Source organism: Alteromonas sp. ABH2_165 (genome assembly GCF_056159945.1).
Map to the genome: position 1 here is coordinate 44,322 of NZ_JBSWWF010000010.1, position 23,645 is coordinate 67,966.

General features: G+C 49.4%; 19 protein-coding genes. 9 read left to right on the top strand and 10 right to left on the bottom strand.

The window, feature by feature from the left end:
• The first annotated feature begins 25 nt into the window (after window positions 1–25).
• The 4 genes from ACXAFQ_RS18285 (at window position 26) to ACXAFQ_RS18300 (ending at window position 6,222) form a co-directional block, all read left to right on the top strand.
• Window positions 26–3,139: an efflux RND transporter permease subunit gene (locus ACXAFQ_RS18285; protein WP_474824836.1), complete on the top strand. Its 3,114-nt coding sequence runs from the start codon at window positions 26–28 to the stop codon at window positions 3,137–3,139.
• Window positions 3,140–3,311: 172 nt separating this feature from the next.
• On the top strand, window positions 3,312–5,153 hold the full coding sequence (locus ACXAFQ_RS18290) for a GNAT family N-acetyltransferase (RefSeq protein ID WP_474824837.1): 1,842 nt from the start codon (window positions 3,312–3,314) through the stop codon (window positions 5,151–5,153).
• A complete protein-coding gene (locus tag ACXAFQ_RS18295) occupies window positions 5,150–6,091 on the top strand; it encodes a histone deacetylase family protein (protein ID WP_474824838.1) in 942 nt (313 codons plus the stop codon). Before ACXAFQ_RS18290 ends, ACXAFQ_RS18295 begins: the two co-directional genes overlap by 4 nt.
• Complete coding sequence (locus ACXAFQ_RS18300; RefSeq protein WP_474824839.1) at window positions 6,088–6,222, top strand: hypothetical protein; 135 nt, start codon at window positions 6,088–6,090, stop codon at window positions 6,220–6,222. Before ACXAFQ_RS18295 ends, ACXAFQ_RS18300 begins: the two co-directional genes overlap by 4 nt.
• On the opposite strand, the gene ACXAFQ_RS18305 is transcribed toward ACXAFQ_RS18300, so the two are convergent.
• The 3 genes from ACXAFQ_RS18305 to ACXAFQ_RS18315 all read right to left on the bottom strand — a co-directional run bounded on the left by ACXAFQ_RS18305 (window position 6,198) and on the right by ACXAFQ_RS18315 (window position 9,335).
• Window positions 6,198–6,737, bottom strand: coding sequence for a DUF6436 domain-containing protein (locus ACXAFQ_RS18305; RefSeq protein WP_474824840.1), 540 nt, complete (start codon window positions 6,735–6,737; stop codon window positions 6,198–6,200). The genes ACXAFQ_RS18300 and ACXAFQ_RS18305 overlap by 25 nt on opposite strands.
• Complete coding sequence (locus tag ACXAFQ_RS18310) at window positions 6,734–8,212, bottom strand: methyl-accepting chemotaxis protein (RefSeq protein ID WP_474824841.1); 1,479 nt, start codon at window positions 8,210–8,212, stop codon at window positions 6,734–6,736. Before ACXAFQ_RS18310 ends, ACXAFQ_RS18305 begins: the two co-directional genes overlap by 4 nt.
• Before the next feature lie 157 nt (window positions 8,213–8,369).
• A complete protein-coding gene (locus ACXAFQ_RS18315) occupies window positions 8,370–9,335 on the bottom strand; it encodes a zinc transporter ZntB (protein WP_474824842.1) in 966 nt (321 codons plus the stop codon).
• 112 nt (window positions 9,336–9,447) lie between these two features.
• Here ACXAFQ_RS18315 and ACXAFQ_RS18320 point away from each other — a divergent pair, with 112 nt between their 5' ends.
• Together ACXAFQ_RS18320 and ACXAFQ_RS18325 are read left to right on the top strand one after the other, a co-directional pair.
• Entirely contained in the window at window positions 9,448–9,966 is a 519-nt protein-coding gene (locus ACXAFQ_RS18320) for a hypothetical protein (protein WP_474824843.1), read from the top strand.
• An 8-nt stretch (window positions 9,967–9,974) separates the two neighbouring features.
• The gene (locus ACXAFQ_RS18325; protein ID WP_474824844.1) at window positions 9,975–10,853 is read left to right on the top strand and encodes an ATP-grasp domain-containing protein; all 879 of its coding nucleotides are present in this window, start codon (window positions 9,975–9,977) and stop codon (window positions 10,851–10,853) included.
• A 77-nt stretch (window positions 10,854–10,930) separates the two neighbouring features.
• Here the strand turns inward: ACXAFQ_RS18325 and ACXAFQ_RS18330 are convergent, their stop codons facing one another.
• From ACXAFQ_RS18330 to ACXAFQ_RS18345, 4 genes are all read right to left on the bottom strand, one after another.
• On the bottom strand, window positions 10,931–12,205 hold the full coding sequence (locus ACXAFQ_RS18330) for a DUF3300 domain-containing protein (protein ID WP_474824845.1): 1,275 nt from the start codon (window positions 12,203–12,205) through the stop codon (window positions 10,931–10,933).
• Between the two features lie 118 nt (window positions 12,206–12,323).
• Window positions 12,324–12,938: a GTP cyclohydrolase II gene (gene ribA / locus ACXAFQ_RS18335; RefSeq protein WP_474824846.1), complete on the bottom strand. Its 615-nt coding sequence runs from the start codon at window positions 12,936–12,938 to the stop codon at window positions 12,324–12,326.
• 142 nt (window positions 12,939–13,080) lie between these two features.
• A complete protein-coding gene (locus ACXAFQ_RS18340; protein WP_474824847.1) occupies window positions 13,081–13,389 on the bottom strand; it encodes a DUF3630 family protein in 309 nt (102 codons plus the stop codon).
• The gene (locus ACXAFQ_RS18345; RefSeq protein ID WP_474824848.1) at window positions 13,377–14,801 is read right to left on the bottom strand and encodes a protein adenylyltransferase SelO; all 1,425 of its coding nucleotides are present in this window, start codon (window positions 14,799–14,801) and stop codon (window positions 13,377–13,379) included. Before ACXAFQ_RS18345 ends, ACXAFQ_RS18340 begins: the two co-directional genes overlap by 13 nt.
• A 207-nt stretch (window positions 14,802–15,008) precedes the next feature.
• Between ACXAFQ_RS18345 and ACXAFQ_RS18350 the strand changes: the two genes are divergently transcribed.
• Entirely contained in the window at window positions 15,009–15,671 is a 663-nt protein-coding gene (locus ACXAFQ_RS18350; RefSeq protein ID WP_474824849.1) for a glutathione S-transferase family protein, read from the top strand.
• A gap of 24 nt (window positions 15,672–15,695) precedes the next feature.
• On the opposite strand, the gene recQ is transcribed toward ACXAFQ_RS18350, so the two are convergent.
• Window positions 15,696–17,540 carry a DNA helicase RecQ gene (recQ, locus tag ACXAFQ_RS18355; RefSeq protein ID WP_474824850.1) on the bottom strand — a complete coding sequence of 615 codons (1,845 nt, stop codon included), beginning with the start codon at window positions 17,538–17,540 and terminating at the stop codon, window positions 15,696–15,698.
• A gap of 125 nt (window positions 17,541–17,665) precedes the next feature.
• On the opposite strand from recQ, the gene ACXAFQ_RS18360 reads away from it, so the two are divergent.
• Together ACXAFQ_RS18360 and rarD are read left to right on the top strand one after the other, a co-directional pair.
• A complete protein-coding gene (locus ACXAFQ_RS18360) occupies window positions 17,666–19,003 on the top strand; it encodes a magnesium transporter (RefSeq protein WP_070125848.1) in 1,338 nt (445 codons plus the stop codon).
• 50 nt (window positions 19,004–19,053) lie between these two features.
• Window positions 19,054–20,013 carry an EamA family transporter RarD gene (rarD, locus tag ACXAFQ_RS18365; protein WP_474824851.1) on the top strand — a complete coding sequence of 320 codons (960 nt, stop codon included), beginning with the start codon at window positions 19,054–19,056 and terminating at the stop codon, window positions 20,011–20,013.
• On the opposite strand, the gene ACXAFQ_RS18370 is transcribed toward rarD, so the two are convergent.
• Together ACXAFQ_RS18370 and uvrD are read right to left on the bottom strand one after the other, a co-directional pair.
• On the bottom strand, window positions 19,989–21,233 hold the full coding sequence (locus ACXAFQ_RS18370; RefSeq protein ID WP_474824852.1) for a diguanylate cyclase: 1,245 nt from the start codon (window positions 21,231–21,233) through the stop codon (window positions 19,989–19,991). The genes rarD and ACXAFQ_RS18370 overlap by 25 nt on opposite strands.
• A 57-nt stretch (window positions 21,234–21,290) precedes the next feature.
• Window positions 21,291–23,462, bottom strand: a complete 2,172-nt coding sequence (gene uvrD, locus ACXAFQ_RS18375) for a DNA helicase II (protein WP_474824853.1) — start codon at window positions 23,460–23,462, stop codon at window positions 21,291–21,293.
• Window positions 23,463–23,645: the final 183 nt, after the last annotated feature.

The window sequence follows — 23,645 nt, forward strand, 5'->3', positions numbered from 1 at the left end:
TAATTAAGGCAGGAACACATTTTTTATGGCACGTTTTTTTATTGATCGTCCTGTATTTGCCTGGGTATTAGCCATCATCACAATGATGGCTGGTCTCCTGTCTATACAAGGGCTCCCCATTGAACAGTATCCTAAGGTAGCGCCGCCTACGGTAAGTATTACGGCGCAATATCCGGGGGCATCCGCTGAAACCATTGAAAACACGGTAACCCAGATCATTGAACAAAATCTGACGGGTATCGATAACCTTCGTTACTTCACTGCCAGCAGTGAAAACACGCGGATGACTATTACGCTAACCTTTGAGCCGGGTACAGACCCAGACACGGCGCAGGTTCAAACGCAAAATAAGGTGCAAAGCGCCATGTCGTTGTTACCGAATCCGGTGCAGCAGCAAGGTGTTGTCGTGAATAAATCTAACGACGCGTTTGCTGTGGTAGTTGGCTTCTATTCTAAAGACGGTAATCTCTCCCAGTTTGATCTTAGCGACTTGTTAGTGTCTGACTTCCAGGACCCGATTTCGCGGGTAAATGGTGTGGGTAACGTTCGTGTATTTGGTGCGCAGCGCTCTATGCGGATTTGGCTGGACCCTGAAAAACTGTATAGCTACAACATGACCCCTGTAGACGTACAAAGCGCGGTTCAGACCCAGAATACCGATATCTCTGCGGGCCAGTTAGGCGGTATGCCAGCAGTAGAAGGTCAGCAAATTAACGCCACCATTACTGCGCAGTCTATCTTGCGTACCGTCGAGGATTTCGAAAACATCGTATTGCGTGTGAACACCGACGGTTCCCAGGTACGTGTTAAAGACGTTGCCCGGGTTGAACTGGGTTCTGAAAACTACAGCTACATTGCCCGATATAACCGTCAGCCTGCCTCGGGTATGGCGGTATCGTTGGCGACCGGCGCAAACGCACTGGATACCATAGAAGCCGTAAAAGCGAAAGTGGCCGAGATGGCGCCAGATCTGCCTGAAGGCGTGGAAGTGGTTTATCCGGTAGACAGCTCGCCATTCATTAAACTTTCCATTGAGTCAGTGGTAAAAACACTGATTGAAGCCATCGTACTGGTATTCTTCGTGATGCTGCTGTTCCTGCAAAACTGGCGAGCGACGCTGGTTCCTACCATTGCAGTGCCTGTCGTACTGATGGGTACCTTCGCGGTGCTGTACGCGTTTGGTTTTACCATTAACGTGCTCACTATGTTTGCCATGGTTCTGGCCATTGGTCTGTTGGTTGATGATGCTATCGTTGTGGTAGAGAACGTTGAACGGATCATGGAAGAAGAAGGCTTGGACGCCAAAGAAGCGACCAAGAAATCTATGGGCCAGATCACCAGCGCACTGGTGGGTATTGCGGTAGTACTTTCCACGGTATTTATACCAATGGCATTCATGAGCGGCTCTGCAGGTTCTATTTATCGTCAGTTCTCTATTACTATTGTTGCGGCAATGGGCTTCTCTGTACTGGTTGCGATTATCTTGTCGCCAGTACTGTGTATGTCGCTGCTGCGCAAAAAGGATGTACTGAACAAGAAAGAGACCGGCTTCTTCGGTTGGTTTAACCGCAATTTCAACAAAGGCCGCGACGGTTACGAACGTGCTGCTACTGGCATGGCTGGAAAAATCAAACGTTTCCTGCTGATTTACGTTGTGCTGGTGGGTGGTATGGGATTCATTTTCACCCAACTACCAGGTTCATTCCTGCCAGATGAAGATCAGGGCCGGGTAATGGTATTGGTGAATGCGCCTCCGGGTTCAACGGCTGGCCGTACACTGGAATCGATGAAGACCGTTGAAGACTTCTTCCTCGACCAGAAAGGTGACATGGTTAAAGACATGTTTACCATCGTAGGCTTTAGTTTCACCGGTGCCGCTCAGAACTCCGGTATGGCGTTTGCGCACTTAGTCGATTGGGAGAAGCGCGATGAATCACAAAGTGCTTTCGCTATTATCAATGAAGCATTTGGGGCTTTATCGCAAATTCAGGATGCCAGTGCATTCCCCATTCTGCCACCGCCCATTCGTGAACTGGGTAACGCGACCGGTTTCGACTTCCAGTTAGTCGATCGTGGTGCGAATGGTCACGAAGCATTAATGAATGCCCGTAACCAGTTCCTGGGCATGGCCGCACAGAATCCCAAGCTGACTGGTGTTCGCCCGAACGGTTTGAGCGATGTACCTGAGTTTAAGATTAATATCGATAGTGAAAAAGCGTCGGCGTTAGGTGTCTCGTTAAGTGATATCAACAATACACTCAGCATTGCCTGGGGTTCAGCTTACGTAAATGACTTTATCGATAACGGCCGAATCAAGCGTGTTTATATGCAAGCGGATGCGCCATACCGTATGGACCCAGAAGATCTGGAAAAATGGTTCGTGCGCAACGGCGACGGTGACATGGTCGCGTTCAGTGCGTTCTCGTCAGTCGAGTGGAACTATGGTTCGCCTAAACTGGAACGTTTCAACGGTGTTTCATCGGTAAATATTCAGGGTAGCCCGTCTCCCGGAATCTCTTCTGGTGAAGCTATGGCTGAAGCGCAGAAACTGGTGAAGCAGTTGCCGCCAGGCTTCGCACTGGAATGGTCTGGTTTGTCATATGAAGAGCAGGAAGCTGGTTCTCAGGCACCTATGCTGTACGCGATGTCTATTCTGGTCGTATTCCTGTGTCTTGCAGCATTGTATGAGAGCTGGTCGGTACCGTTTGCGGTACTGATGGTGGTACCTCTGGGTATTCTCGGTTCTGTGGTCGCCGCTTTCATCTTCGGCTTACCCAACGACGTATACCTGCAGGTTGCTTTCCTGACCACGGTGGGTCTGGCTGCGAAGAACGCCATTCTTATTGTTGAGTTTGCGAAAGAGCAGTACGACGAAGGCATGGATTTGATTAAAGCTGTTTCGCTAGCCGCATCACAGCGTTTCCGCCCCATTTTGATGACCTCAATGGCCTTCATTCTGGGTGTGACGCCACTGGCAATTTCCAGCGGTGCGGGTGCAGAAAGTCAGAACGCCATTGGTATTGCAGTAATGGGTGGTATGTTTGCCGCCACCTTCCTGGCAATCTTCTTTGTGCCTATGTTCTATGTGATGGTGGTGAAGTACTTCGGTGCCAAGCGTCAACCTCACGAGGAAAGCTAGCTCTGGCTAGAAACGCAAAATCATATTTTATCGTATCACCCCGCATTTCGCGGGGTGATTTTTTTCTGTTCGGCTATTTCTGTTAAATGTTAATTGCGATCAACACCTTTAGGGCAGAATGTGGCAAGATGCCGCTATTGGCTGTACAACGTTATGATGCGAGGAACGCAAAATGGCTGTGGCTTTACCTCCTAAACCAGTCTGGAATCAGTTAATTAAATCAGGTTGCCGTGTATTCGTCGGTGGCAACGCGTCGGTGCCTTATGCACTCATCCAAGACCTGATCGATCACAGCACAGGTTTCAGCGATATTGAAATGGTCCATATGCTGGCACTGGGCGATACCCGCTGGGCCAGTGAAAAGCACCGGCAGCTGTTTAAAGTGAACACCTTTTTCATCGGCGGCGAAGAAGTTCGCCGGGCGGTAGATGAAGGCCGGGCAGACTATACCCCTTGTTTCCTGTCTGAAATGTCGGGCCTGTTCAGTGACGGCACCTTGCCGCTAGATGCCGCGCTGGTGAATGTCAGTCCGCCAGATGAATATGGTTATTGTTCGCTGGGCGCGTCGGTAGATATCTGTATGTCGGCAGTGCGTAACGCCGATGTGGTGATCGCGCAGATTAATGACATGGTGCCACGTACCTCCGGGCATTCTTATATTCATATCAGTGAAATTACCGCTTGTATCCAAAGCGATCAGGAATTGGTAGAAGTGGCGCCGCCCCCCATCGACAGCATTACAGAGCGGATTGGCCAGTATGTGGCCATGCTGGTGGAAGATGGCTCAACCTTGCAGTTCGGTATTGGTAAAATCCCCAGTGCGACGCTAAAGTATTTGCTGCATCATAAAGATTTGGGTATTCACAGTGAAATGCTCACCGACAGCATTATTGAAGTTATCGAATCTGGCGCGATCACCAACCGTAAGAAAACCTTCCACCCGGGTAAGCTTGTCACCAGTTTTGCGATTGGTACCCGTCGTCTGTATGACTATATTGATAAAAACCCCCACATTGAGTTTTATCCTAGCAGTTACGTGAACAAGCCAACGAACATCGCCAAGAACGATACCATGGTCGCGATTAACAGTGCGTTGGAAGTCGATTTAACCGGCCAGGTGGTGGCGGATTCATTGGGGCATGACTTTTACAGTGGTATTGGCGGTCAGGTGGATTTTGTAAGTGGCGCGTCGATGAGCAAAGGCGGGAAAGCGATTATTGCTTTACCCTCTACTGCCAAGGGCGAAACGGTATCTCGTATCAAGCCTTGTATCTCCGAAGGGGCGGGCGTAGTGACCAGCCGCGGAAATGTGCAATACGTTGTAACAGAATACGGTGTGGCGGCGCTGCGAGGTAAGAGCATTCGCGAGCGAGCACTGGAACTTATTCGTGTTGCCCATCCAAAATTTCGCGGCCAGTTGCTGGAAGAAGTACGCAAAAACTATTGGGTGCCTCATTATCAGGAAAAGTACCCCACCGATATCGCAGAGCTAGGCGCAATTCAGTTGCAAAAGCTGGTGATACAGGGAGATACCTATTATTTGCGACCGCTCAACCCGGCCGATGAACGTCGGTTACAAGAGTTTTTCTATTCTCATACGAAAGAAACCCTGCGCTTGCGTTACAACTACGATCCGAAGCAAATGTCTCGGGAGAAGTCGTGTAATTTGGTGAGTGTTGATCAGCGCACCGATGCGGCGCTGTGTATCGTTCGTCAGGAAGGTTCGCGGATCATGATTCATGCGGTAGGGCGTTTTTATTTTAATCAGGCAGATAACTCCTGTGAGGCGGCCTTTGTCACACGGGAAAATCAGCAGGGTAAAGGCATGGCGAAGCTACTGCTGTCACGTCTTATCGATATAGCCCGCGCCCGCAAAATGCGCAGGATGCTGGCCTATGTGCGAGCCGAAAACAAAGCCATGATTGCGATATTTGAAAACGCCGGATTCAAGCGCTTGTTTTCCAGCGACCCAAGTGATGTGGAGCTTGAATTAAAGCTAGAGGAGGAAGCGTGACAGTAAGGATATTTCGCGGCAAAGACTGCATTCATCATGATGTAGGGCATGACCATCCGGAATCGCCAGACCGCCTGTACGCTATCGATGATCAGTTATTGTCATCGGGATTAGAAATGACCTGTGAACATGCCGATGTGAAACCTTGTAAACGGGAATACTTGGCCTTAGCTCACGATCCGTACTATGTAGACAGTGTATTTGAACGCGCCCCGAAAACCGGCGTGGTGTGGGTAGAAGACGACACCGGTATGACCCCAATTACCTTGAGTGCAGCGTTGTACTCTGCGGGGGCGGGCGTCGACGCGGTAGATTGGGTTATGGCGGGGGACGACCGACAGGCATTCTGTGCAGTGCGTCCGCCGGGTCACCATGCCGAGTATGCGTCAGCACAAGGATTTTGTTTCTTTAACAACGTTGTTGTAGCAGCACGCTATGCCTTGCACCATCACGGGTTAAACCGGGTGGCGATTGTGGATTTCGATGTGCACCACGGCAACGGGACGGAAAACATCATTGCGGGTGACGAACGCATCATGATGTTCTCGTCGTTTCAACATCCGTTTTATCCCCACAGCGGTTCGCCAGTATCAGCCAGTAATATTCAGGGCGTGCCACTGGACGCGGGTTGTACCGGCGAGGTTTTTCGCGAAAAGGTAAATTACTGGTTTGATGCACTACGAAATTACAAACCAGAGTTGATCCTGATTTCTGCTGGCTTCGACGCCCACGCTGAAGATCCCATGGCCCACCTGCGATTACGGGAAGATGACTACAAGTGGATTTCAGCAGAACTACGAAAAGTAGCAGATGAGGTGTGTCATGGTCGCATAGTCAGTACGTTGGAAGGCGGCTACAACCAAAGCGCGCTGGCCCGTTCTGTCGTTGCTCACATAAAAGGCCTGCAAGGCGACACCCTGGAACGCGGCGGGGCATGAGCCGTATATCTCTGGCTGACTCCCTTGCGCCAGAGAAAACGCCTGAGTGGGCTCACGCCGTGTTTGCGATTGAATATGCGTCTCCCCGCTCAGCCAGAACGCCGCCTCACGCATCCGACGTGGGGCAGTAACAGCCTTCACCATCGGCGTTAATCATTGCGCCCTGATAGTTATCTTGTTTTACCCAATTGGCAATAGTAGCCACCAAATCATCACCGGTATAACACCCAAGTCCTGTGGCGTAAGCACCGAGATAGCGAAGCTGATTTTCTGCGTCGAGCACCGCAAGGGCAGGGAAGGATGGCACGATGTTGGCCAGCGATGGATGATCTGACAAATTCACTATGCTCATTGAGTAGCCTTGTTCTTTTAGCAATTCCGATAAATCATACTGATGTTGGCGGCTCAGCGAATTGCAGAAACAAGGGCTATCGGTTTGTAAATGGACTAAGGTACCCGGACGAATGCCGGCTTCGTTTAAGTAGGCTGCAAAACGGGTGTCAAAGTCGCGCTCAGAAGATGCAGCAGTCAATGATAGCTGTGGATCGAACTCAGATGTTTGATTGCCGCCGTAAATCCAGAGTCCTGTCGTAACAGAGCAAAGCCAGACGGCAACCACTAGCCATCCGGCTTTCTTTTTCATCATACAGTGAACTTCATCACAGCTTGCTGCATGTCTTTGCAAAGATTGGTTAATTGCACCACTTGCTGCTCAAGACGGGCGGCAGTTGACGCTTCGTCTTGGGAGAGTTCGTGCATTTTTGCCGTGCTCGCCGCAATAGACTGTGATGCAGCTTCCTGCTCGACTGCGGAGCTAGCAATTTCAGCCATATTGTCAGACGCTGCGGTGATCTGAGATTCAATCTCGGTCATCGCTGCGCTGGCAGAAGATGAGTTATCTACGGCATTATCCACCAGTGTAATACAGCTTTGCATTTGCTCTACAGAGCTTGCTGTACTTACTACCAGTTTCTCAGTAATCGCGGTAATCTCGTCGGCGCTTTCTTTTGAGCGAATTGCTAACGTACGTACCTCATCTGCCACCACCGCAAAACCTCTGCCGTGCTCACCTGCACGGGCAGATTCAATAGCCGCATTCAGTGCAAGTAGATTAGTCTGCTCTGCCACGGCAGTGATAGAACGCATTGCGTCGGAAATATTTGCACAACGTTCATTAAGTTCAGCGTTGGTTTGCGCCGCTTTGGTTAACATGCTTTTCAAAGAGGCAATTGAACCCGCCGTTGCATCGATAGCTGCTTTAGACTCGCTGGTGAGTGACGATGCCTGACTTGTCTTATCGTTAGCAAGTTGGGTTCTTTGGGAAGTAAGCTGCATTGACGCTGCGATTTCTTCTGATGCAGAAGATACGCTACTTATTTCGTTCGCAGCCTGCGCACTGGTGTTACTTAGCTCAGAAGTGGCCCCCTGAATTTGCTGGCTGGCGGAAGCAACTTCGTTAGTCAGCCTATTGGCATCAACGGCAAGGGTTTTCATTTGCGATAATAAGTCTGCAAATTGTTTGGTGCCTTCGCTCTGCGCCACGTCAACGGTGAGGTCGATGCGCCCCTGCTGTGCCAGCACTTTATCAACGGTATGGCTTAAGGCAAATGCATTCATACCCTCATCATAAGAGCGCTTAGCTACAAACATCAACGCTACGCATTCTGACACAGCGAACAAGGCATGCATGACAAGAATTGGAAAGCTCAGATGGCCATCTTCAAAGATGGTCACTCCAACGCCCTGGGATTGAAGAATAAAGAAGCCAACGTGATGGACGGCCACCACGGCAGTAGAAACGCCAATAACAATCCAATCGCGAAATACCACCAACATGGCCAGTATTGCGAATATTTCGAAGTGCCATTCAATCAGCCCATAGGCCTGATTAATGTGCAGTGCAGTCATTAACTGTACGGCGATGCCGATACAAATACGACTCAACGCGGAATCGGGTTGAGTAAAACTAAGAAAGAGCGGCAATGCAACGGTAGGTACGCCAATGATAAAAGCCGGAAGTAGCTCACCAGTATAAAAACCAATTGCGATTGCCAGGACAAGCTGTACGGGTAAAACAAGACGGAATAATTTTTGACCGTCCTGAATCCAAGGAAATTGCATACTGAACCCTCTAGGTGACAAGGCTACATTGAGTATAGGTCAACTTTCGTTTTTCTGAACTCAACCCTTAATTTAGAGAAGTATAGATATGAAATTAATTTAACGGTATGACACTTTTGTCTAAAAAGTGCTCTATGTCACAAATGTCACAAAAGCATCATAGCCACTTTTTCCAGAGCATAGCGACAAGCATGATAATAGTTAGAAAAAGCATGCCTGCTATTAAAATGGCAAAGGCTTGGGGAGAGTCGGTACCTGGTAATCCTCCCACATTCATGCCAAATAATCCGGTTAAAAACGATAGCGGCAGGAAAATCGCCGTTACCATAGAGAGCACGTACATGCGCATACCTTGTTGATCGGCAATGCGGTTACGAAGCTCGTCTTGCAACAGAACCGCCCGCTCCCGCGCGAGATCTAAATCTTCGACATAGCGGGTAATGCGGTCAGACTGTTCTCCTAAAAAGAATACCTGGCCTTCATTTAAAAAACTGTTGAAACGTAGTAAAGCGTCGAGGGCATCCCGTTGGGGGGCGAGAAAGCGACGGATTGCGGCGGACTGCCTGCGGAGATTAGAGAGTACCTTTCGGTCGGCCTTATCTAATTGATAATCTTCTTCGAAATCGAGTAGCGCATCGTTAATTTCTTCCAGTGTTTCGTGAATGACATCGGCAAGGCGCAACACTAAATCGAGTAGAAGTGCTTTTGGTGATTCTGGCGGAGCGCCAGAGGTGACATCGTCCTGTAACGCCAATACTGACATCAATCGACGGCCTTTACGTCTGGCTGTGATGATAAGGTTATTGGTGCACCAAATCCTCAGCGAAACCATGTCTTCCGGATCGGCTTCCGGGTTTTTGTTTATTCCGCGAAGAAACACCAATACGCCATCGTCCATCTGCATTGCCCGCGGGCGAGTGACTTGCGCGCACAATGCGTCAGACACGCTGCATGCAATTGAGAGTGATTGCAGCAGTTGCTCTGAGTCTTCGGCATCACTTTGCATATGAATCCAGATATATTCCCCTGCCTCGCAATGGTAATTCAATTCCTGTTGCGTAAGTGAACGGGCCTTACCGGTCTGATTTATGACATAGGCAGAGAGAAAGGCGTTATCGGACATCGTGTTCAGGCTCCTTGCATGACTGGTCAAGTTGATTGGCTTCGGGAATTCCGTGCCTGTTACTGAGACTATGATACAGTACGCCCATTCAGGCCACACCTATAGGGCTACTATGCGAAAATTCACTCGATTTTTTATTCTGTTACCGCTGTTTACGTTGTTGCTGACTGCGCAAGCTCACGCTTTTACGTTCAGGTTGTCTCAGAAAGATCTAAACCAGGTTGTGGGCATGACTTTCCCGCAGACCCAGTATTATGAAGGGATGAAGGTTGTTTTCAGCAATCCATATTTAACACTTTCGGCAAACAATAAGGTGGCTGTAGACGTGAATATTCACGGTTCCCGGGACGGTCAGCAAATGGAGGCCAAGGCGACGCTAAGTGGCCTGCTTCGTTATGATGGTACTAACGGCGAATTGCAGATAGAACGGCCAATGCTGAATGATTTTAAGGTGCTGAACAGTACGCTGCAAAATGACAAGGACATTGTACGTTGGGCTGAACAGCTGAAAGGGCAGTCGGCACCGATTATTCTGTTAGTGAACTTTAAAGATCTGAATCTTTCGATTTTAGGAAATCAGCTACCCAGTGATATACGCGTAGAGGCGGGTCAACTGGTTATCGTGTTTTAGGTATCAGCATGTCGAGAATTTGTTTTTTGTCTATGGATGTTGAAGACGCGGAAGCATTCTTTGTGTATGACGACATGCTGATCCCGGATTTCAATGCCTCAGGCTATGAAGTAGAAACGGTCTCCTGGCGCAGTACCACGGTGAACTGGAATGATTTTGACCATGTGATTGTGCGCAGTCCATGGGACTATCAGCAGGCGCCCGAGGCTTTTATTGCTTGCCTCGAAGCCATCGATGCATCGTCAGCAACGCTGCATAATCCGCTTTCATTGATGAAATGGAATATTGAGAAAACGTATCTCAGAGAGCTGGCTGAGAACGATGTTCCCATTGTGCCGACAGTGTGGGCTGATACGTATTCAGCAACCTGGTTTGAAGCACAATTTGCGGCTTTGGGGTGTGATGAAGTAGTGATCAAGCCAGCGCTAAGTGCCAATTCCGATGACACGTTCAGGGTTCCTCAATCGCAGGCCGGTGAGTTTCACGGGAAGCTGAGTGCGTTGTTTAAAGATCGGCTGTTGATGGTGCAGCCTTTTCTGAACAGCGTGATTACTGAGGGTGAGTATTCACTTTTCTATTTTGGCGGCGAGTATAGCCACACGTTACTCAAACAACCTAAAGCCGGTGATTTCCGGGTACAGGAAGAGCACGGTGGGCGACTTTCTGCGTACACACCCACTGCAGATATGCTTACCGTTTGTGAGGCGGCATTAGGTGCAATGCCTACGGATTATCTTTACGCCAGGGTCGATTTGATTCGGGTTGATGGGCATTGGGCAATCATGGAGTTAGAGCTGATAGAGCCTTCGCTTTACTTCAATATTGACCCGACATCCCCTAATCGTTTTGTCGATGTATTTGTAACTCGCTTTGGCAAAGGGCACTAGCCAAACGTTACTTTTGTGTCGTATTAGAAGTATGAAAATATAAAGCAACGCGTCCTGCGTTGCTTTTTTATTCAACATCAGTCACGCATACGGCTTTCTTTTTCCCGCTTCACCGTATCACGCCGTTGCACATGTGAACGTTGCGGATAGCTGCGCACATTTTGATTCTGCGCTGACGGACGTTCTCGCTGCACGGTCGGTTTAGTCTGATAGCTATTTTTCACCACATCCAGCCGGGGCTTATAGGCTTCTCGCTTTTGTTCGGCGGTCCGGGCATATTCACGCTGGCTTTGTGTCGGCGTGGTAACGCGACGTTCCCGATTAATATTGCGGTTGTCATTTTTATCACTTGACGTACGAACGTAAGATTTCTTCTCAATATGGGTTTCACGTTGCGGTTTAGACGACAGGCCTCCTCGGGATGCTGCCGTATGGTGATTAGACACCGGAGAATAGTCCACCCGGCGTTTCACAGTGTGAGTTTGATTCACATAACGTGTGCCCGGCGTGCGAACAACATTGTCTGAGTAGCGTACCCGGCGGTGATTCGCGTTATGTTGCCATGGCTGATAATCTCGGCTGTAACTGCGCTTGATGTCGTTGCCATAATAGAATCGTTTCACTGGGCGATGGGTGACAACAACGTGGCGGTCGTGCCAGCTGATACCACCGAAATAAAAATGGGTGGAAAGACGTATGCTCGGGCTCCAGTAAAAGCCAGCAGTGAAGCGGTAGTGACTAGGCTGATGCCAGTAAACAGGCGCAACCGGGTGCCACCAGTTGCCATATACCACTCGCGTGTCATAGTAAGGCACATACACAATTTCTTTGCGCACAGGCGCGATAACAATAGTCTCTCTATCTCGCTCAATGCGCTGATATTCGTTATCACCCAGGGTACCTGCATTCAGCGCATGCTGGCGTAAAACTTGAACCCGCGCCAGCACCCGGCCCTGGCTAATCAGTACGTTATCGCCCAATGCCTGTAACCAATCTAAATCTCCGCTGAGGGTCCGCAGAATATCAGTAAACGGCACAATGGCTTTGACGCTTGGGTCCCAGTCGAAGTTTTCGATTTCCCGCTCCACGTCTTCCCCATCCAGGTGGCTATGCTGCTGACGCCAACGATCAGCGGCAATCACTTCGAGGGGATAAGTCGATGCAATCAGAATATGGGTCAGTATGGTGTCGGGATACAGGGCGATAGGCGCCAACAGACTGTCCAATTCAGCATCCGTATAGCTGTCAGCCTGGGACTGCGTGGCATAACTGTCTTGTTTGGCCATGGCAGGCAAAGATACCATCGCCCCCGTGGAGAGCGATAAAATCACTGCAAGGGTTAACCGTTTCATAAAAACTCCTGAATTCTGCGTAGGGTGCAGAATAGTGTGAAGATAGGAAACGTTATAACCGGCGGGAAATTAACCTAAGCTGAACCAACATCAAATGCTGCGTTCAGCTTCTGTGAAACTAGTCGAACAGGTGAGGGTCGAAAACGTGACCAAGTTTTTCGGTTTTGGTTTTCAGATAGTTTTTATTGTCTTTGGTCATGCCGTGGTCGATGGGCGTTCTGGACACAATTTCGATTCCAAGGTCGTCTAGCGCTTTCAGCTTTCGGGGGTTGTTGGTCATTAACTCAACCTTGCTTACTTTCAGCGTTTCCAGCATCAGCTTACAAATATCATAGCTGCGTAGATCAGCATCGAAACCAAGGTGTTCATTAGCTTCTACGGTGTCCATGCCGCTGTCTTGCAAATTATAAGCGCGGATTTTGTTGAGTAACCCAATGCCTCGGCCTTCCTGACGCAAATACAAAATAACGCCAAATCCGTGGTCAACCACATTCTGCATGGCTTTTTCAAGCTGATAACCGCAATCGCAACGGGTGCTGAAAAGCGCATCGCCGGTAAGGCACTCAGAATGAATACGTATCGGCACCACATCGCCCTCGTTCCACGTACCATAGGAAAGCGCCACGTGTTCCTGGCCACTGAGTTCCACAAAGCCATGGATGCGGAAATCGCCCATTCTGGTAGGAAGCTTGGCGGAGCTGATATATTCGTATTTTGGTTGCTTACTGGTCATTGCACTTCTATGCCTGCTTGATAATCCACGCTAATGTGGGGTCGGGCGGGCATTTTACAAGATTTTGAGTGTGATATTATAGCAATTCATCATGAATTATGTCGCCTTGTTCGTTCGATAAAGACGATTAATGCCAAATTGGCTATTTAGCGTGTAGCCACTGCCAGAGAAAATCTGCGGTATTGTTAATGCCCCCAGCCGATTCCAGCCAAATTGAATCGCACAACCATTCTATGCACAGCAGCATTCTTACGTCCTCTGCGATGATAACAACCTGCACGCAGTCGGCGCCCCATTCGGGCTCCTGAGCTTCAGCACCCAAGGCACTAACCAACTGTGAAATAAACAGATTGGTTCGTCCGGGTGTTTGGGGTAGTGGAAAGTCCAGCACAATGGTGTCATCTATTCGACGTGCGGACTGCCGGATTTGGTTCACGTCTAACTGCTGCACGACAACATGCCTCCTTGATTGGCTTCTGAGGGTTTGGCGTATTTATGGTTATCCCAGCATGTGTCGAAAGGCGACGTTACGGCCTGAAACAACGCTTCGCACTCGCTAAAATCGCCAGCCTCTGCGTGCTCAATGGCTTGTTGTAGCAAATGGGTGCGCGGCACAACCACAGGGTTCAAATTGAGCAGCGTGTTTTGGGATACTGAATGATCTCGATATTGTTGGTACTGATGCCACCAACTATCGAACTGCTGCCGGTCGATAAAGTTGTCGCGCAAGGTAGACGGGTTATCTGTATGGTTGGTAAGTGCTAACTTTCTAAATGACGACGTATAATCAGCACGCTCTTTTTCAATGAGTTCGAGCCACTGGTTCACTATATTCTGCGTTTCCGGTGCATCTGCAGGAAGGCCCATGCGTGCAGCCATTACATGCTGGAATTGGCTAATAAACGTTGTCTCGTATTTCATTAGTGCAGCGCGAATGCCATCAACTGAACAATAATCACTGAAACAGTGCGCCAATACATTCAGGTTCCATAAGCCAATGCTTGGCTGTTGGTCGAAGGCATAGCGGCCCTGATGGTCAGAATGATTAAACACCGCATTGCTCTTGAATGATTCCATAAACGCATAAGGACCATAATCGAAGGTAATGCCGTGAATTGACATATTATCGGTGTTCATGACGCCATGGACAAAGCCGTGATTTTGCCAAAGGGCGATGAGTCGAGCGGTACGAAGCACAATAGTGTTAAGTAGCGCCAAGTGCGGATTTTCTGCGTCTAAGCATTCAGGGAAATGGTTGGCTAATGTGTACTGAAACAATGCGTCCAGTTTCTCTTTTTCACCGCTATGATAATAAAACTCGAAGTGTCCAAAGCGAATATGACTGGGGCTAGTTCGAATCATCATTGCGCCGGGTTCGGGCTGTTCACGAAACACAGTTTCATCGCTACTGAACAGACATAAACTTCGGGATGAGGCAATGCCAAGCGAATGCAGGGCTTCGCTGCCAAGGTATTCACGAATTGTAGAACGTAATACGGCGCGTCCATCAGCACCCCGTGAATAAGGCGTCTGGCCTGCCCCCTTGAGGTGAAGGTCAAAAGAATGTCCGTTCTTGTCTGTAGCTTCACCCAACAGTAACCCTCGTCCATCACCGAGATACGGGTTCCATTGTCCAAACTGATGGCCTCCGTATTTCTGTGCAACGGCGCCAGCGCTCAGCACTGAAGCTGGGCAGGACAATTGCTCGGTAATGTGATTTTGCTGCCACCAGGATTCTGGCAGTCCAAGGGAAGTCGCAAGTGCATGGTTTACTAATTGAAGACGCTGACCAGACAACACCTGCGGCGTAACGGGGGATGCCAGGGCCGACAGATTTTCTGCATAGCGATGAGTAAGCGGCATAATGACCACCAGATTGACAATCAGGTGGGCAGTGTAAGAAATCCGGCGTCAGTGTGCCAGTGTTCTCAGGTGATTGATAACTTTCATTTCGCCCCTCTGTATTCACATTCGTGTTGTTAATGAAATTTAATATTCACAACGCTAAACTGCCTGAGTAGACATTGCGTAACGATTACTACCAATTCTTACTTTGCAGGGAGTTTGCACGTGTTAACGATTCACCATTTAAATAACTCGCGTTCGCAGCGCATTTTGTGGCTGTTGGAAGAACTGGGTGTGGAGTATCACCTGGAAAAATATCAGCGTGATGCGAAAACCGGCCTTGCCCCTGCTGAAATGAAAGCCGTACATCCGCTGGGTCGTTCACCTGTGTTAACCACCGATACCACGACGCTCGCTGAATCTGGCGCCATTATCGAATTCATTGTCCGGCACTACGGGAAAGACAGCTTTGCAAAGCCGTCGAACGAGCAAAGTTTGCAACAGTATGAATTTTGGATGCACTTTTCAGAAGGGTCATTAATGCCTGCGAAGGTAGCATTAATGGTGTTTTCGAAAGCAGAAGAGAAAGTGCCGGGGCTTATTCGCCCTATGGTTCGCAAACTCTTAGGCGAAATTGCCAACGCCTACTATCGGCCTAACCTGAAGCAGAGTTTGAAGTACACCGAAAGCCATTTGCAGAACCATGCCTGGTTTGCCGGTAGCGAACCCACAGGGGCCGATGTGCAAATGATTTTCCCTTTGGAAGCCATGGTGGCTACAGGGAAGGCAGCTGATTACCCGGCCATTAAAGCTTATGTAGAAAAGGTGCATCAACGCCCGGCCTACCAACGTGCATTGGAGAAAGGTGGTAAGTACGACTATGCCTGATCACTGCTGCCGCTTTTCGGCGCTTTAATCATTTAGGGTGCTGTCGAGGTAATCTTTTATTAACTGCAGGAAAGCCTCGCCATAACGCTCAAGCTTTGTTTTACCCACTCCGCTAACATCCAGGAAATCGTTCACAGTTGTCGGTGTTTTTGCAGCCATGTCGGCCAGTGTCGCATCACTGAAGATAACGTAAGGCGGCACGCTGTGTTCTTCTGCCAGCGCTTTTCGAAGGTGTTTCAAGCGTTTGAAGAGGGCCTTATCGTAAATTGCTGGTGTTTTGCTCACCCGTGTATCAGGTTTAAAGCTCAAACGCGGCACAGCAAGCTCCAGTGCCACTTCGCCTTTCAATACCTGACGGGCATTTTCATTCAGTCTTAACATGGCTCCGGCGGTAAGGTCGACTCTCACCAGTCCTTTGTGAATAAGCTGGTTAATCATACTATGCCAGTAACCGTCGGGCTTTTCCTTTCCGATCCCATAGGTACTTAAATTTTGATGACCGGCTTCCATGATGCGCTTCAATGCTTTGCCACGAAGCACATCAATAAGGTATTGCGAGCCAGCCTGTTGTTCTAGACGTAAAATACACGACAGAATTTTTTGCCCAATCACCAGGCCATCTATGAGTTTGGGTGGGTCGATGCAAATATCGCAGTTACCGCAGGCGGTATCACTGTATTGAGAGAAATAGTTAAGTAATACCTGACGGCGGCAGGTTTGCGCTTCAGCGAACGCTTCCATAGAGGCAAATTTCTGTAACTCTACGTTTAACCTGTCAGTGGCTTCGCCTTGTTCAATCCACTGCCGAACCCGCGCGGCATCCTTTTCATCGTAAAGCAGCATCGCTTCAGACTCGAGGCCATCACGACCAGCGCGCCCCGTTTCCTGGTAGTAGTTTTCAATACTGCGGGGTACGTCGTGATGCACAACAAAGCGTACGTTAGATTTATTGATACCCATGCCGAACGCGACCGTGGCAATAACGACATCGACCTGATCGTTGAGGAAGCGGCGCTGCACATACTCTCGCTCATCGGCGTCCATTCCGGCGTGATAGGCTGCACAGCTGATGCCCTCTCTGTGTAAGCGGGCGTGTAAATCGTCTACCTTGGCACGGCTATTACAATAAATAATGCCACTGCCGTCTTGTTGTTTAACATAGTCACGTACTTGATCAAAGGCTTTGTATTTTGCCATTACCCGATAGCGAATATTCGGTCGATCGAAACTACCTTTATAAACGAAGGGCTCGTTGAGATTTAATTGCACCAGAATGTCCGCCTGGGTGGCGGCATCTGCGGTGGCGGTGAGGCCGATAACTGGAATATTTGGGAAGCGCTGTTTTAGTAAGCCCAGCGCGCGATAATCCTGGCGGAAATCGTGACCCCAGTGGGAAACACAGTGGGCTTCATCCACGGCAAACAGCGCAACGGTTTGGGCTTGCAGAAAAGACATGAGCCAAGGAGTGAGCAATTTTTCAGGCGATACGTATAAGAGCTGCAAGTTGCCACTGGTGATACGCGCAAGAACGGACTGCTGTTGTTCCTGGTCTTGCGTGGAGTTAATGTAAGCGGCGCTAACACCCACTTCCCGCAGTTGTTCAACTTGGTCTTGCATGAGTGAAATTAGTGGTGATACCACCACTGCCACCCCTTGCCTGACAAGCGCCGGAATTTGATAACACAGAGATTTTCCGCCACCTGTGGGCAACAGCACCAACGCATCCTGCCCGTTCACTACGGCATCGATAACAGCTTGTTGGCCATCTCTGAATTTATCGTAGCCGAAAACTTTCGACAGTACCTCTAGGGGCGTCGACGGCAGTTCAGGCGTTATATTTTCGGCGGTTGGGGAGTCAGAAGTTGTCATCGGCGGTGATTTTACGTGTTTTCTCGCAAGTGTTCACGGCATTTGCGGTACAGTTTACTTTATGTTGTTGTGTTGCCGTGAAAAAAAGCTAACATCAGCAGCACAGAATGTTGGAGGAATGAAATATGGCCGAACCGTTACCGGATCTCATTGAGGAGTTGGTTTCTGACGCTCAGAACGAAGATCCCGCCGCCGTATTAACAACGCTTGCCAGCGAAGATGATGTCTCTATCGCTACGGTGCTGGAATCATTACCTGTAGAGCTGCGTATTTCTACCTGGGAAGGGCTACCGCGGGATCGTAAAATCGACGTGCTGGTTGAGATGCGTAGTGATCCCCGGGAAATTTTAATAGATGCGACACCGGATACAGAATGGGCGCTGATGTTTGCAGACATCGAGGCGGAGTCGCTGCTGGAGCTAATGGATTCGCTACCGTCGCGACTCATGGACCTGGCTTTCAAAGCCCTGGATGAACAGCAACAAGCCTTCTTTCGCGAAGCCACGCAGTTTACTGACAGCGAGATTGGTCACTGGATTTCCCACGAGCAATTGGCGCTGCCCATCAACGCTAAAGTACGAGACGCCTTGCGTCTGATTCGCCGGAATGTGCCTAGTCACTCTGACACGATTTTCCTGACTAACCGCTCTGGTCAGTTCTCTGCTGCGGTAAAGCTGACTAAGGTGTTCGGGGCGCCTGAGCACGTTCCGCTGGTAGAACTCACCATCGAGAATATGCCGGTGCTGAAGGTTACCGATGACACCACCGTTGCCTCGCTGCAGTTACAACGCTCGGGCTTCGCGTCGCTGCCTGTGGTAGACGACAACAATAAGCTTATGGGGCGCTTAGATGTGACCTCTGCCAGTGAATTGGTTAATGAGAATTACGAACGTCAAGTCATGGCGTCTGCAGGTATGGATGAAGACGAGGATTTGTTCTCGCCCGTTGCAAAAAGTGCCCGAAACCGCGCCCTGTGGCTAGGCATTAACTTGCTAACGGCATTTTTGGCTTCCTGGTTTATTGGCATGTTTGAGGGAACGTTGCAGCAAGTCGTTGCGCTGGCGGTACTGATGCCGGTGGTGGCTAGCATGGGCGGTATCGCCGGTAGCCAAACGCTTACACTGATTGTGCGGGGGCTAGCACTGGGCCAAGTAACCAAAGCTAACTTCCGGGCGCTAATGATGAAAGAGCTCAAAGTCGGCGGCCTTAATGGTGTTATTTGGGCGATTATTATCGGTATTGTTGCGTCGGTATGGTTCTCCAGCGCTGCCCTGGGTATTGTGATTTGCCTGGCTATTCTGGTGAACATTGTATCAGCGGCCCTTGCCGGGGTGTTTCTGCCGGTATTGCTGGACAAGCTGAAAATCGACCCCGCGCTTAGCGGCTCCGTCATCCTCACAACCGTGACAGACATCGTCGGCTTTGTCGCATTTCTCGGATTGGGAACGCTTTTTCTGCTGTAATCTGCCTGCTATCTCAAAGGACTTGCGTTTGATGAAACATATCATCAACAATGCAGGTCCTTTTTTGTTTCCGTGGAATTCCATTGAGTCAGTCCTCCGCCTCCCAGGCCACCAAAGTCGGCGTCATTTGCGCCATTGCCGCTTACACGATGTGGGGCGTTGCACCTGTGTATTTTAAGCAGCTGCAGGTCTTACCGGCCATGGATATACTGATGCACCGGATAGTCTGGTCTGCAGTACTGTTATTTGGGCTCATTTTTGCGCTGAAACAATGGCCGAAAGTCTCTGCTGCACTACGCAGCCCCACCGTCATGAAAGTCCTGTTCTGCGCCGGCTTGCTATTAGGTGCGAACTGGCTGCTTTTCATTTGGGCAATTAATAACGATCACTTGTTGGAAGCCAGTTTAGGTTATTACATCAATCCATTGATAAACGTGTTCTTTGGGCGCTTGTTCCTGGGAGAAGTATTGCGGCCAATGCAAAAAGTAGCGGTAGGATTGGCACTCACTGGGGTAGGGATCCTGATTTTCACTTTTGGTCATTTACCCTGGATAGCGTTGGTGCTGGCTATCACTTTCAGTATTTACGGTTTACTGCGTAAGAAAGTGGCGGTGGATTCTTTGCCGGGGTTGTTTATAGAAACCACATTACTGTTGCCATTTGCATTGGTTTACTGGGTGGGTTTCGCCAGTGAACAAAGCGATTTATTTGCCAATGAATGGTCTCTGAATGCCTTAATTGTGGCTGCTGGTTTAGTGACTACGGCACCCTTACTGTGTTTTACAGCAGCTGCCCGTCGCATAATGTATTCCACTCTCGGCTTTTTTCAGTACATTGGGCCGTCGATCATGTTTGTGCTGGCCTTATTCGTGTACAACGAGCCGTTTGAGATGTCCAGATTGATTACCTTCGGCTTTGTCTGGTTGGCGCTGGTGGTGTTCAGTACCGATTCATTGCGCGCGTATCGTCAGCAACAGCGCAAACTTCAGATAGAGCGGGCGCAAACCTGATTTCGCCCGCTCGACTTCGCCTTATAAAGCAGCTTGTCGGCTTCTGTAAGCAAGGTTTCAATATTCTCCCCATGAGCAAACACCAATCCGATACTGCTGGTAATGCTAAGCAACTTGTCTTTGTAAAGAACGGGGGTTTCTGACACCAGAAGACGGAAATCTTCAACACGCTTTTGCGCTTCTTGTGCCGACTGGAAAGGCAGAAATACACAAAATTCTTCACCGCCGAAACGTGCCACTGGCACATCACTAAAGAGTGATGCGATAAGTTCAGCAACGGTTTTCAACACCGCATCGCCGGCATCGTGGCCGTAGGTATCGTTCACCGATTTAAAGTGGTCTAGGTCGATAAGTGCTAATGCCTGATTTTCTGGCGACTGTCGATATTGCGTGGCAATAGAAAAAAAGAAATGACGGCGGTTTGGTAAGCCAGTGAGGTAATCAGAATTGGCTACCCTACGCAGGGTTTCAACATTCTCTAGCAATTCCAGGTTCTGCATGACCCGGCACAAGAACTCTTCATGGCAAAAGGGGCTACGTAAAAAGTCATTGGCGCCGCTTTTTAAAAACGTAGCTGGCAGTAGGCCTGTTCGGTCTTCCGCGATACCAATAATCGCCATTTCTTCTTTTGAATAGGCCCGGCGTAGCTCAGCGATAAAATGAATGCCTTCGTTACCATCTATGGTGTAATCGACAAGCATCAGCTGAATATGCGGATTGTCCGATAAGTACGCCATGGCCTCGTCTTGCCCATTGGCAGAATAAACGAGAAAGTTGTGACGTCGCAGCAGCGATACCATGGCGGTGCGACTTTTACGCTTGTCATCGACCACCAATACACCAATCGATTTATTTTTATCCAACCGGGCAAGCAGGCGGCTTAAATAGTCGTAAATTTGATGATTATCTTTTACTAGATAATCAACAATTTCACGGCCGAGAATGGCTTTACGGGTTTCGGCATCGGCTTGGTCTGTCACCACAATGGTGGGCATGAACGCAGAAATGGTAAAGTCGATCGCCTCGCCATGTGGTGCATCGGGCAGGCTGTAAGCGACTACCGCACAGAGGTATTCCTCTGGAGTAGACAGAGAAAAGCGCACTTGGGCTTCGGTAAGGGAGCTCACTCCAACAGGGATCAAGCCAGCCTTACGCACTAGCTTTGACACCAATTGAAGGCCCTTCTGGCTACTTTCAATCACCAGCACTTTCGTTTGCATTTCCGACCCCAGCGAGGCTAACTCTGTAAACTATAGACGTATCTGAAAGGTATCGGCTTAGGCTGGCTGAAGTTTAGCGTAAGCCAGCACCAGCCATTTACTGCCGAATTCATCAAAGTTTACCTGCACTCGGGCATGGTCGCCAGAACCCTCGTAATTCAGCACAATACCTTCACCGAATTTGCGGTGAGTCACCCGCTGCCCTAACTGGAAGCCGGTTTGTTCGAAGCTTTCGTGTGATGTGGCACGAGAGAAACGGTTATGTACCGGACGTGATACCGTGGATTTAAGCCGCACTTCTTCAACGCACTCAGTGGGAATTTCACGAATAAAACGGGAAGCCGTATGGTATTTATCCTGTCCATATAGGCGACGACTTTCTGCATAAGTGATAAACAGCTTCTTCATGGCTCGCGTCATACCTACATACGCAAGTCGACGCTCTTCTTCCATGCGGCCGGGTTCGTCGTTGGTCATTTGGCTTGGGAACATGCCTTCTTCCACCCCGGCCATAAATACCAGGGGGAACTCCAGACCTTTCGCTGTATGGATGGTCATCATTTGCACCGCGTCTTGATCGGAGTCGGCCTGGGTTTCTCCTGCTTCAAGAGAAGCGTGGGCAAGAAAGGCACTCAGCGGCGTCATTTCATCGGCCTCTTCTGGCACGACAAACTGCTTACAGGCGGTAACCAACTCTTCAAGGTTTTCTAATCTTGCCTGGGCCTTTTCCCCTTTTTCAGCCTGGTACATGGCATAAAGGCCGGACTGACGGATGGCTTTATCTGCCTGTTCTTCCAGTGGCTGGCCTTCGGTAGCCTGTTCAAGCTCTGTGATCAGTAAAATAAAACTCTGTAGTGCATTGGCTGCGCGGCCTTTTAATGCGCCCTCAGCGATTAATAAATTACTCGCCTGCCACAGTGAACAGTTGTGCGCTCGCGCTGTTTCCCGGATGGTGGACAGGGTTTTTTCTCCCATACCTCGACTTGGTGTATTCACCACGCGCTCGTAAGCGGCATCGTCGTGTGGATGGTTAATCATGCGCAGGTAACCAAGAGCGTCTTTGATTTCCTGACGTTCGAAGAATCGTAAACCACCATAAATACGGTACGCCAAACCTTCATGAAGTAGAGCTTCTTCCAAAACCCGCGACTGGGCATTGTTACGATACAAAATGGCGGATTCAGCCAGCGGATGACCTTGCTGCAACCAGGATTTAATTTGCGAGACGATGAAACGGGCTTCATCAAGCTCATTAAAGCCGGCATACACCGATACCAGTTCACCTTCGGCGCCGTCAGTCCAGAGTTCTTTACCCAGGCGGCCGGTATTATTGTCGATAACGGCGTTAGCGGCTTTGAGTATGGTACTGGTAGACCGATAGTTCTGCTCTAGGCGGATTGTTTCTGGCTTGGGGAAGTCTTTTAGAAATTTATGAATGTTATCGACGTTAGCACCACGCCACCCGTAAATTGACTGGTCGTCATCACCTACGATCATAATGGTGTTATCACCAGTGCTACACAGCATGCGTAGCCAGGCGTACTGAATATTGTTGGTGTCCTGGAATTCGTCGACCAGTATAGCGCGGAACCGCTTCTGATAGTGAGCGAGGATCTCTGGATTGCGAGCCCATAGTTCGTGGGCACGCAGTAGTAACTCGGCAAAATCCACCAATCCTGAACGATCACAAGACTCCTGGTAAGCCGCGTAGATGTCGCGCATTTTTTGTTGGGTATGGTCGTTGTGCGTATCAATGTGCTGGGGGCGTAAGCCTTCGTCTTTATTGCCGTTGATATACCACTGCACCTGCCTTGGCGGCCAATGCTTTTCGTCCAAATTCATGGCTTTGAGGATACGTCGGATTAGGCGGTACTGATCGTCTGAGTCGAGGATCTGAAAGTTTTCCGGTAACCCGGCTTCGGCGTGATGCGCGCGCAGCAACCGGTGAGCTAAACCGTGAAACGTGCCCATCCACATGGTATGCATGCTACGTTTCATCAAACTTTCAATGCGGCCACGCATTTCTTTGGCCGCTTTATTGGTGAACGTAACCGCCAAAATTGAGAAAGGCGCAATGTTCTCTACTTCCATCAGCCAGGCGATTCGATGAACCAGCACTCTGGTTTTACCACTTCCCGCGCCGGCTAACACTAGCATGTTGGTTTGTGGGGCTGCTACGGCTTCACGTTGTTTATCGTTGAGGTCGTCGAGAAGTAAAGATACATCCATCAGGCAAGTCACCGCTGAGTTGATTAGTAAAACCGCCTGATTATGCCAGACCCCGCTGTGAATTTATACAGTAACTAAAAGGAATAGTTATTCTCGAAACACCTCGACAGCAAGATTAAATATCAGTAACTTTGACTAAAGTATAATGAACGGAAAATAACCAGTCTGGTACAGTCTTACAAA

Coding starts and splice junctions, on each gene's coding strand:
- ACXAFQ_RS18285 (WP_474824836.1), top strand. CDS start 26: ATGGCACGTTTTTTTATTGATCGTCCTGTATTTGCCTGGGTATTAGCC.
- ACXAFQ_RS18290 (WP_474824837.1), top strand. CDS start 3,312: ATGGCTGTGGCTTTACCTCCTAAACCAGTCTGGAATCAGTTAATTAAA.
- ACXAFQ_RS18300 (WP_474824839.1), top strand. CDS start 6,088: ATGAGCCGTATATCTCTGGCTGACTCCCTTGCGCCAGAGAAAACGCCT.
- ACXAFQ_RS18305 (WP_474824840.1), bottom strand. CDS start 6,737: ATGATGAAAAAGAAAGCCGGATGGCTAGTGGTTGCCGTCTGGCTTTGC.
- ACXAFQ_RS18310 (WP_474824841.1), bottom strand. CDS start 8,212: ATGCAATTTCCTTGGATTCAGGACGGTCAAAAATTATTCCGTCTTGTT.
- ACXAFQ_RS18315 (WP_474824842.1), bottom strand. CDS start 9,335: ATGTCCGATAACGCCTTTCTCTCTGCCTATGTCATAAATCAGACCGGT.
- ACXAFQ_RS18320 (WP_474824843.1), top strand. CDS start 9,448: ATGCGAAAATTCACTCGATTTTTTATTCTGTTACCGCTGTTTACGTTG.
- ACXAFQ_RS18325 (WP_474824844.1), top strand. CDS start 9,975: ATGTCGAGAATTTGTTTTTTGTCTATGGATGTTGAAGACGCGGAAGCA.
- ACXAFQ_RS18330 (WP_474824845.1), bottom strand. CDS start 12,205: ATGAAACGGTTAACCCTTGCAGTGATTTTATCGCTCTCCACGGGGGCG.
- ribA (WP_474824846.1), bottom strand. CDS start 12,938: ATGACCAGTAAGCAACCAAAATACGAATATATCAGCTCCGCCAAGCTT.
- ACXAFQ_RS18345 (WP_474824848.1), bottom strand. CDS start 14,801: ATGCCGCTTACTCATCGCTATGCAGAAAATCTGTCGGCCCTGGCATCC.
- recQ (WP_474824850.1), bottom strand. CDS start 17,540: ATGACAACTTCTGACTCCCCAACCGCCGAAAATATAACGCCTGAACTG.
- ACXAFQ_RS18360 (WP_070125848.1), top strand. CDS start 17,666: ATGGCCGAACCGTTACCGGATCTCATTGAGGAGTTGGTTTCTGACGCT.
- rarD (WP_474824851.1), top strand. CDS start 19,054: ATGCAGGTCCTTTTTTGTTTCCGTGGAATTCCATTGAGTCAGTCCTCC.
- ACXAFQ_RS18370 (WP_474824852.1), bottom strand. CDS start 21,233: ATGCAAACGAAAGTGCTGGTGATTGAAAGTAGCCAGAAGGGCCTTCAA.
- uvrD (WP_474824853.1), bottom strand. CDS start 23,462: ATGGATGTATCTTTACTTCTCGACGACCTCAACGATAAACAACGTGAA.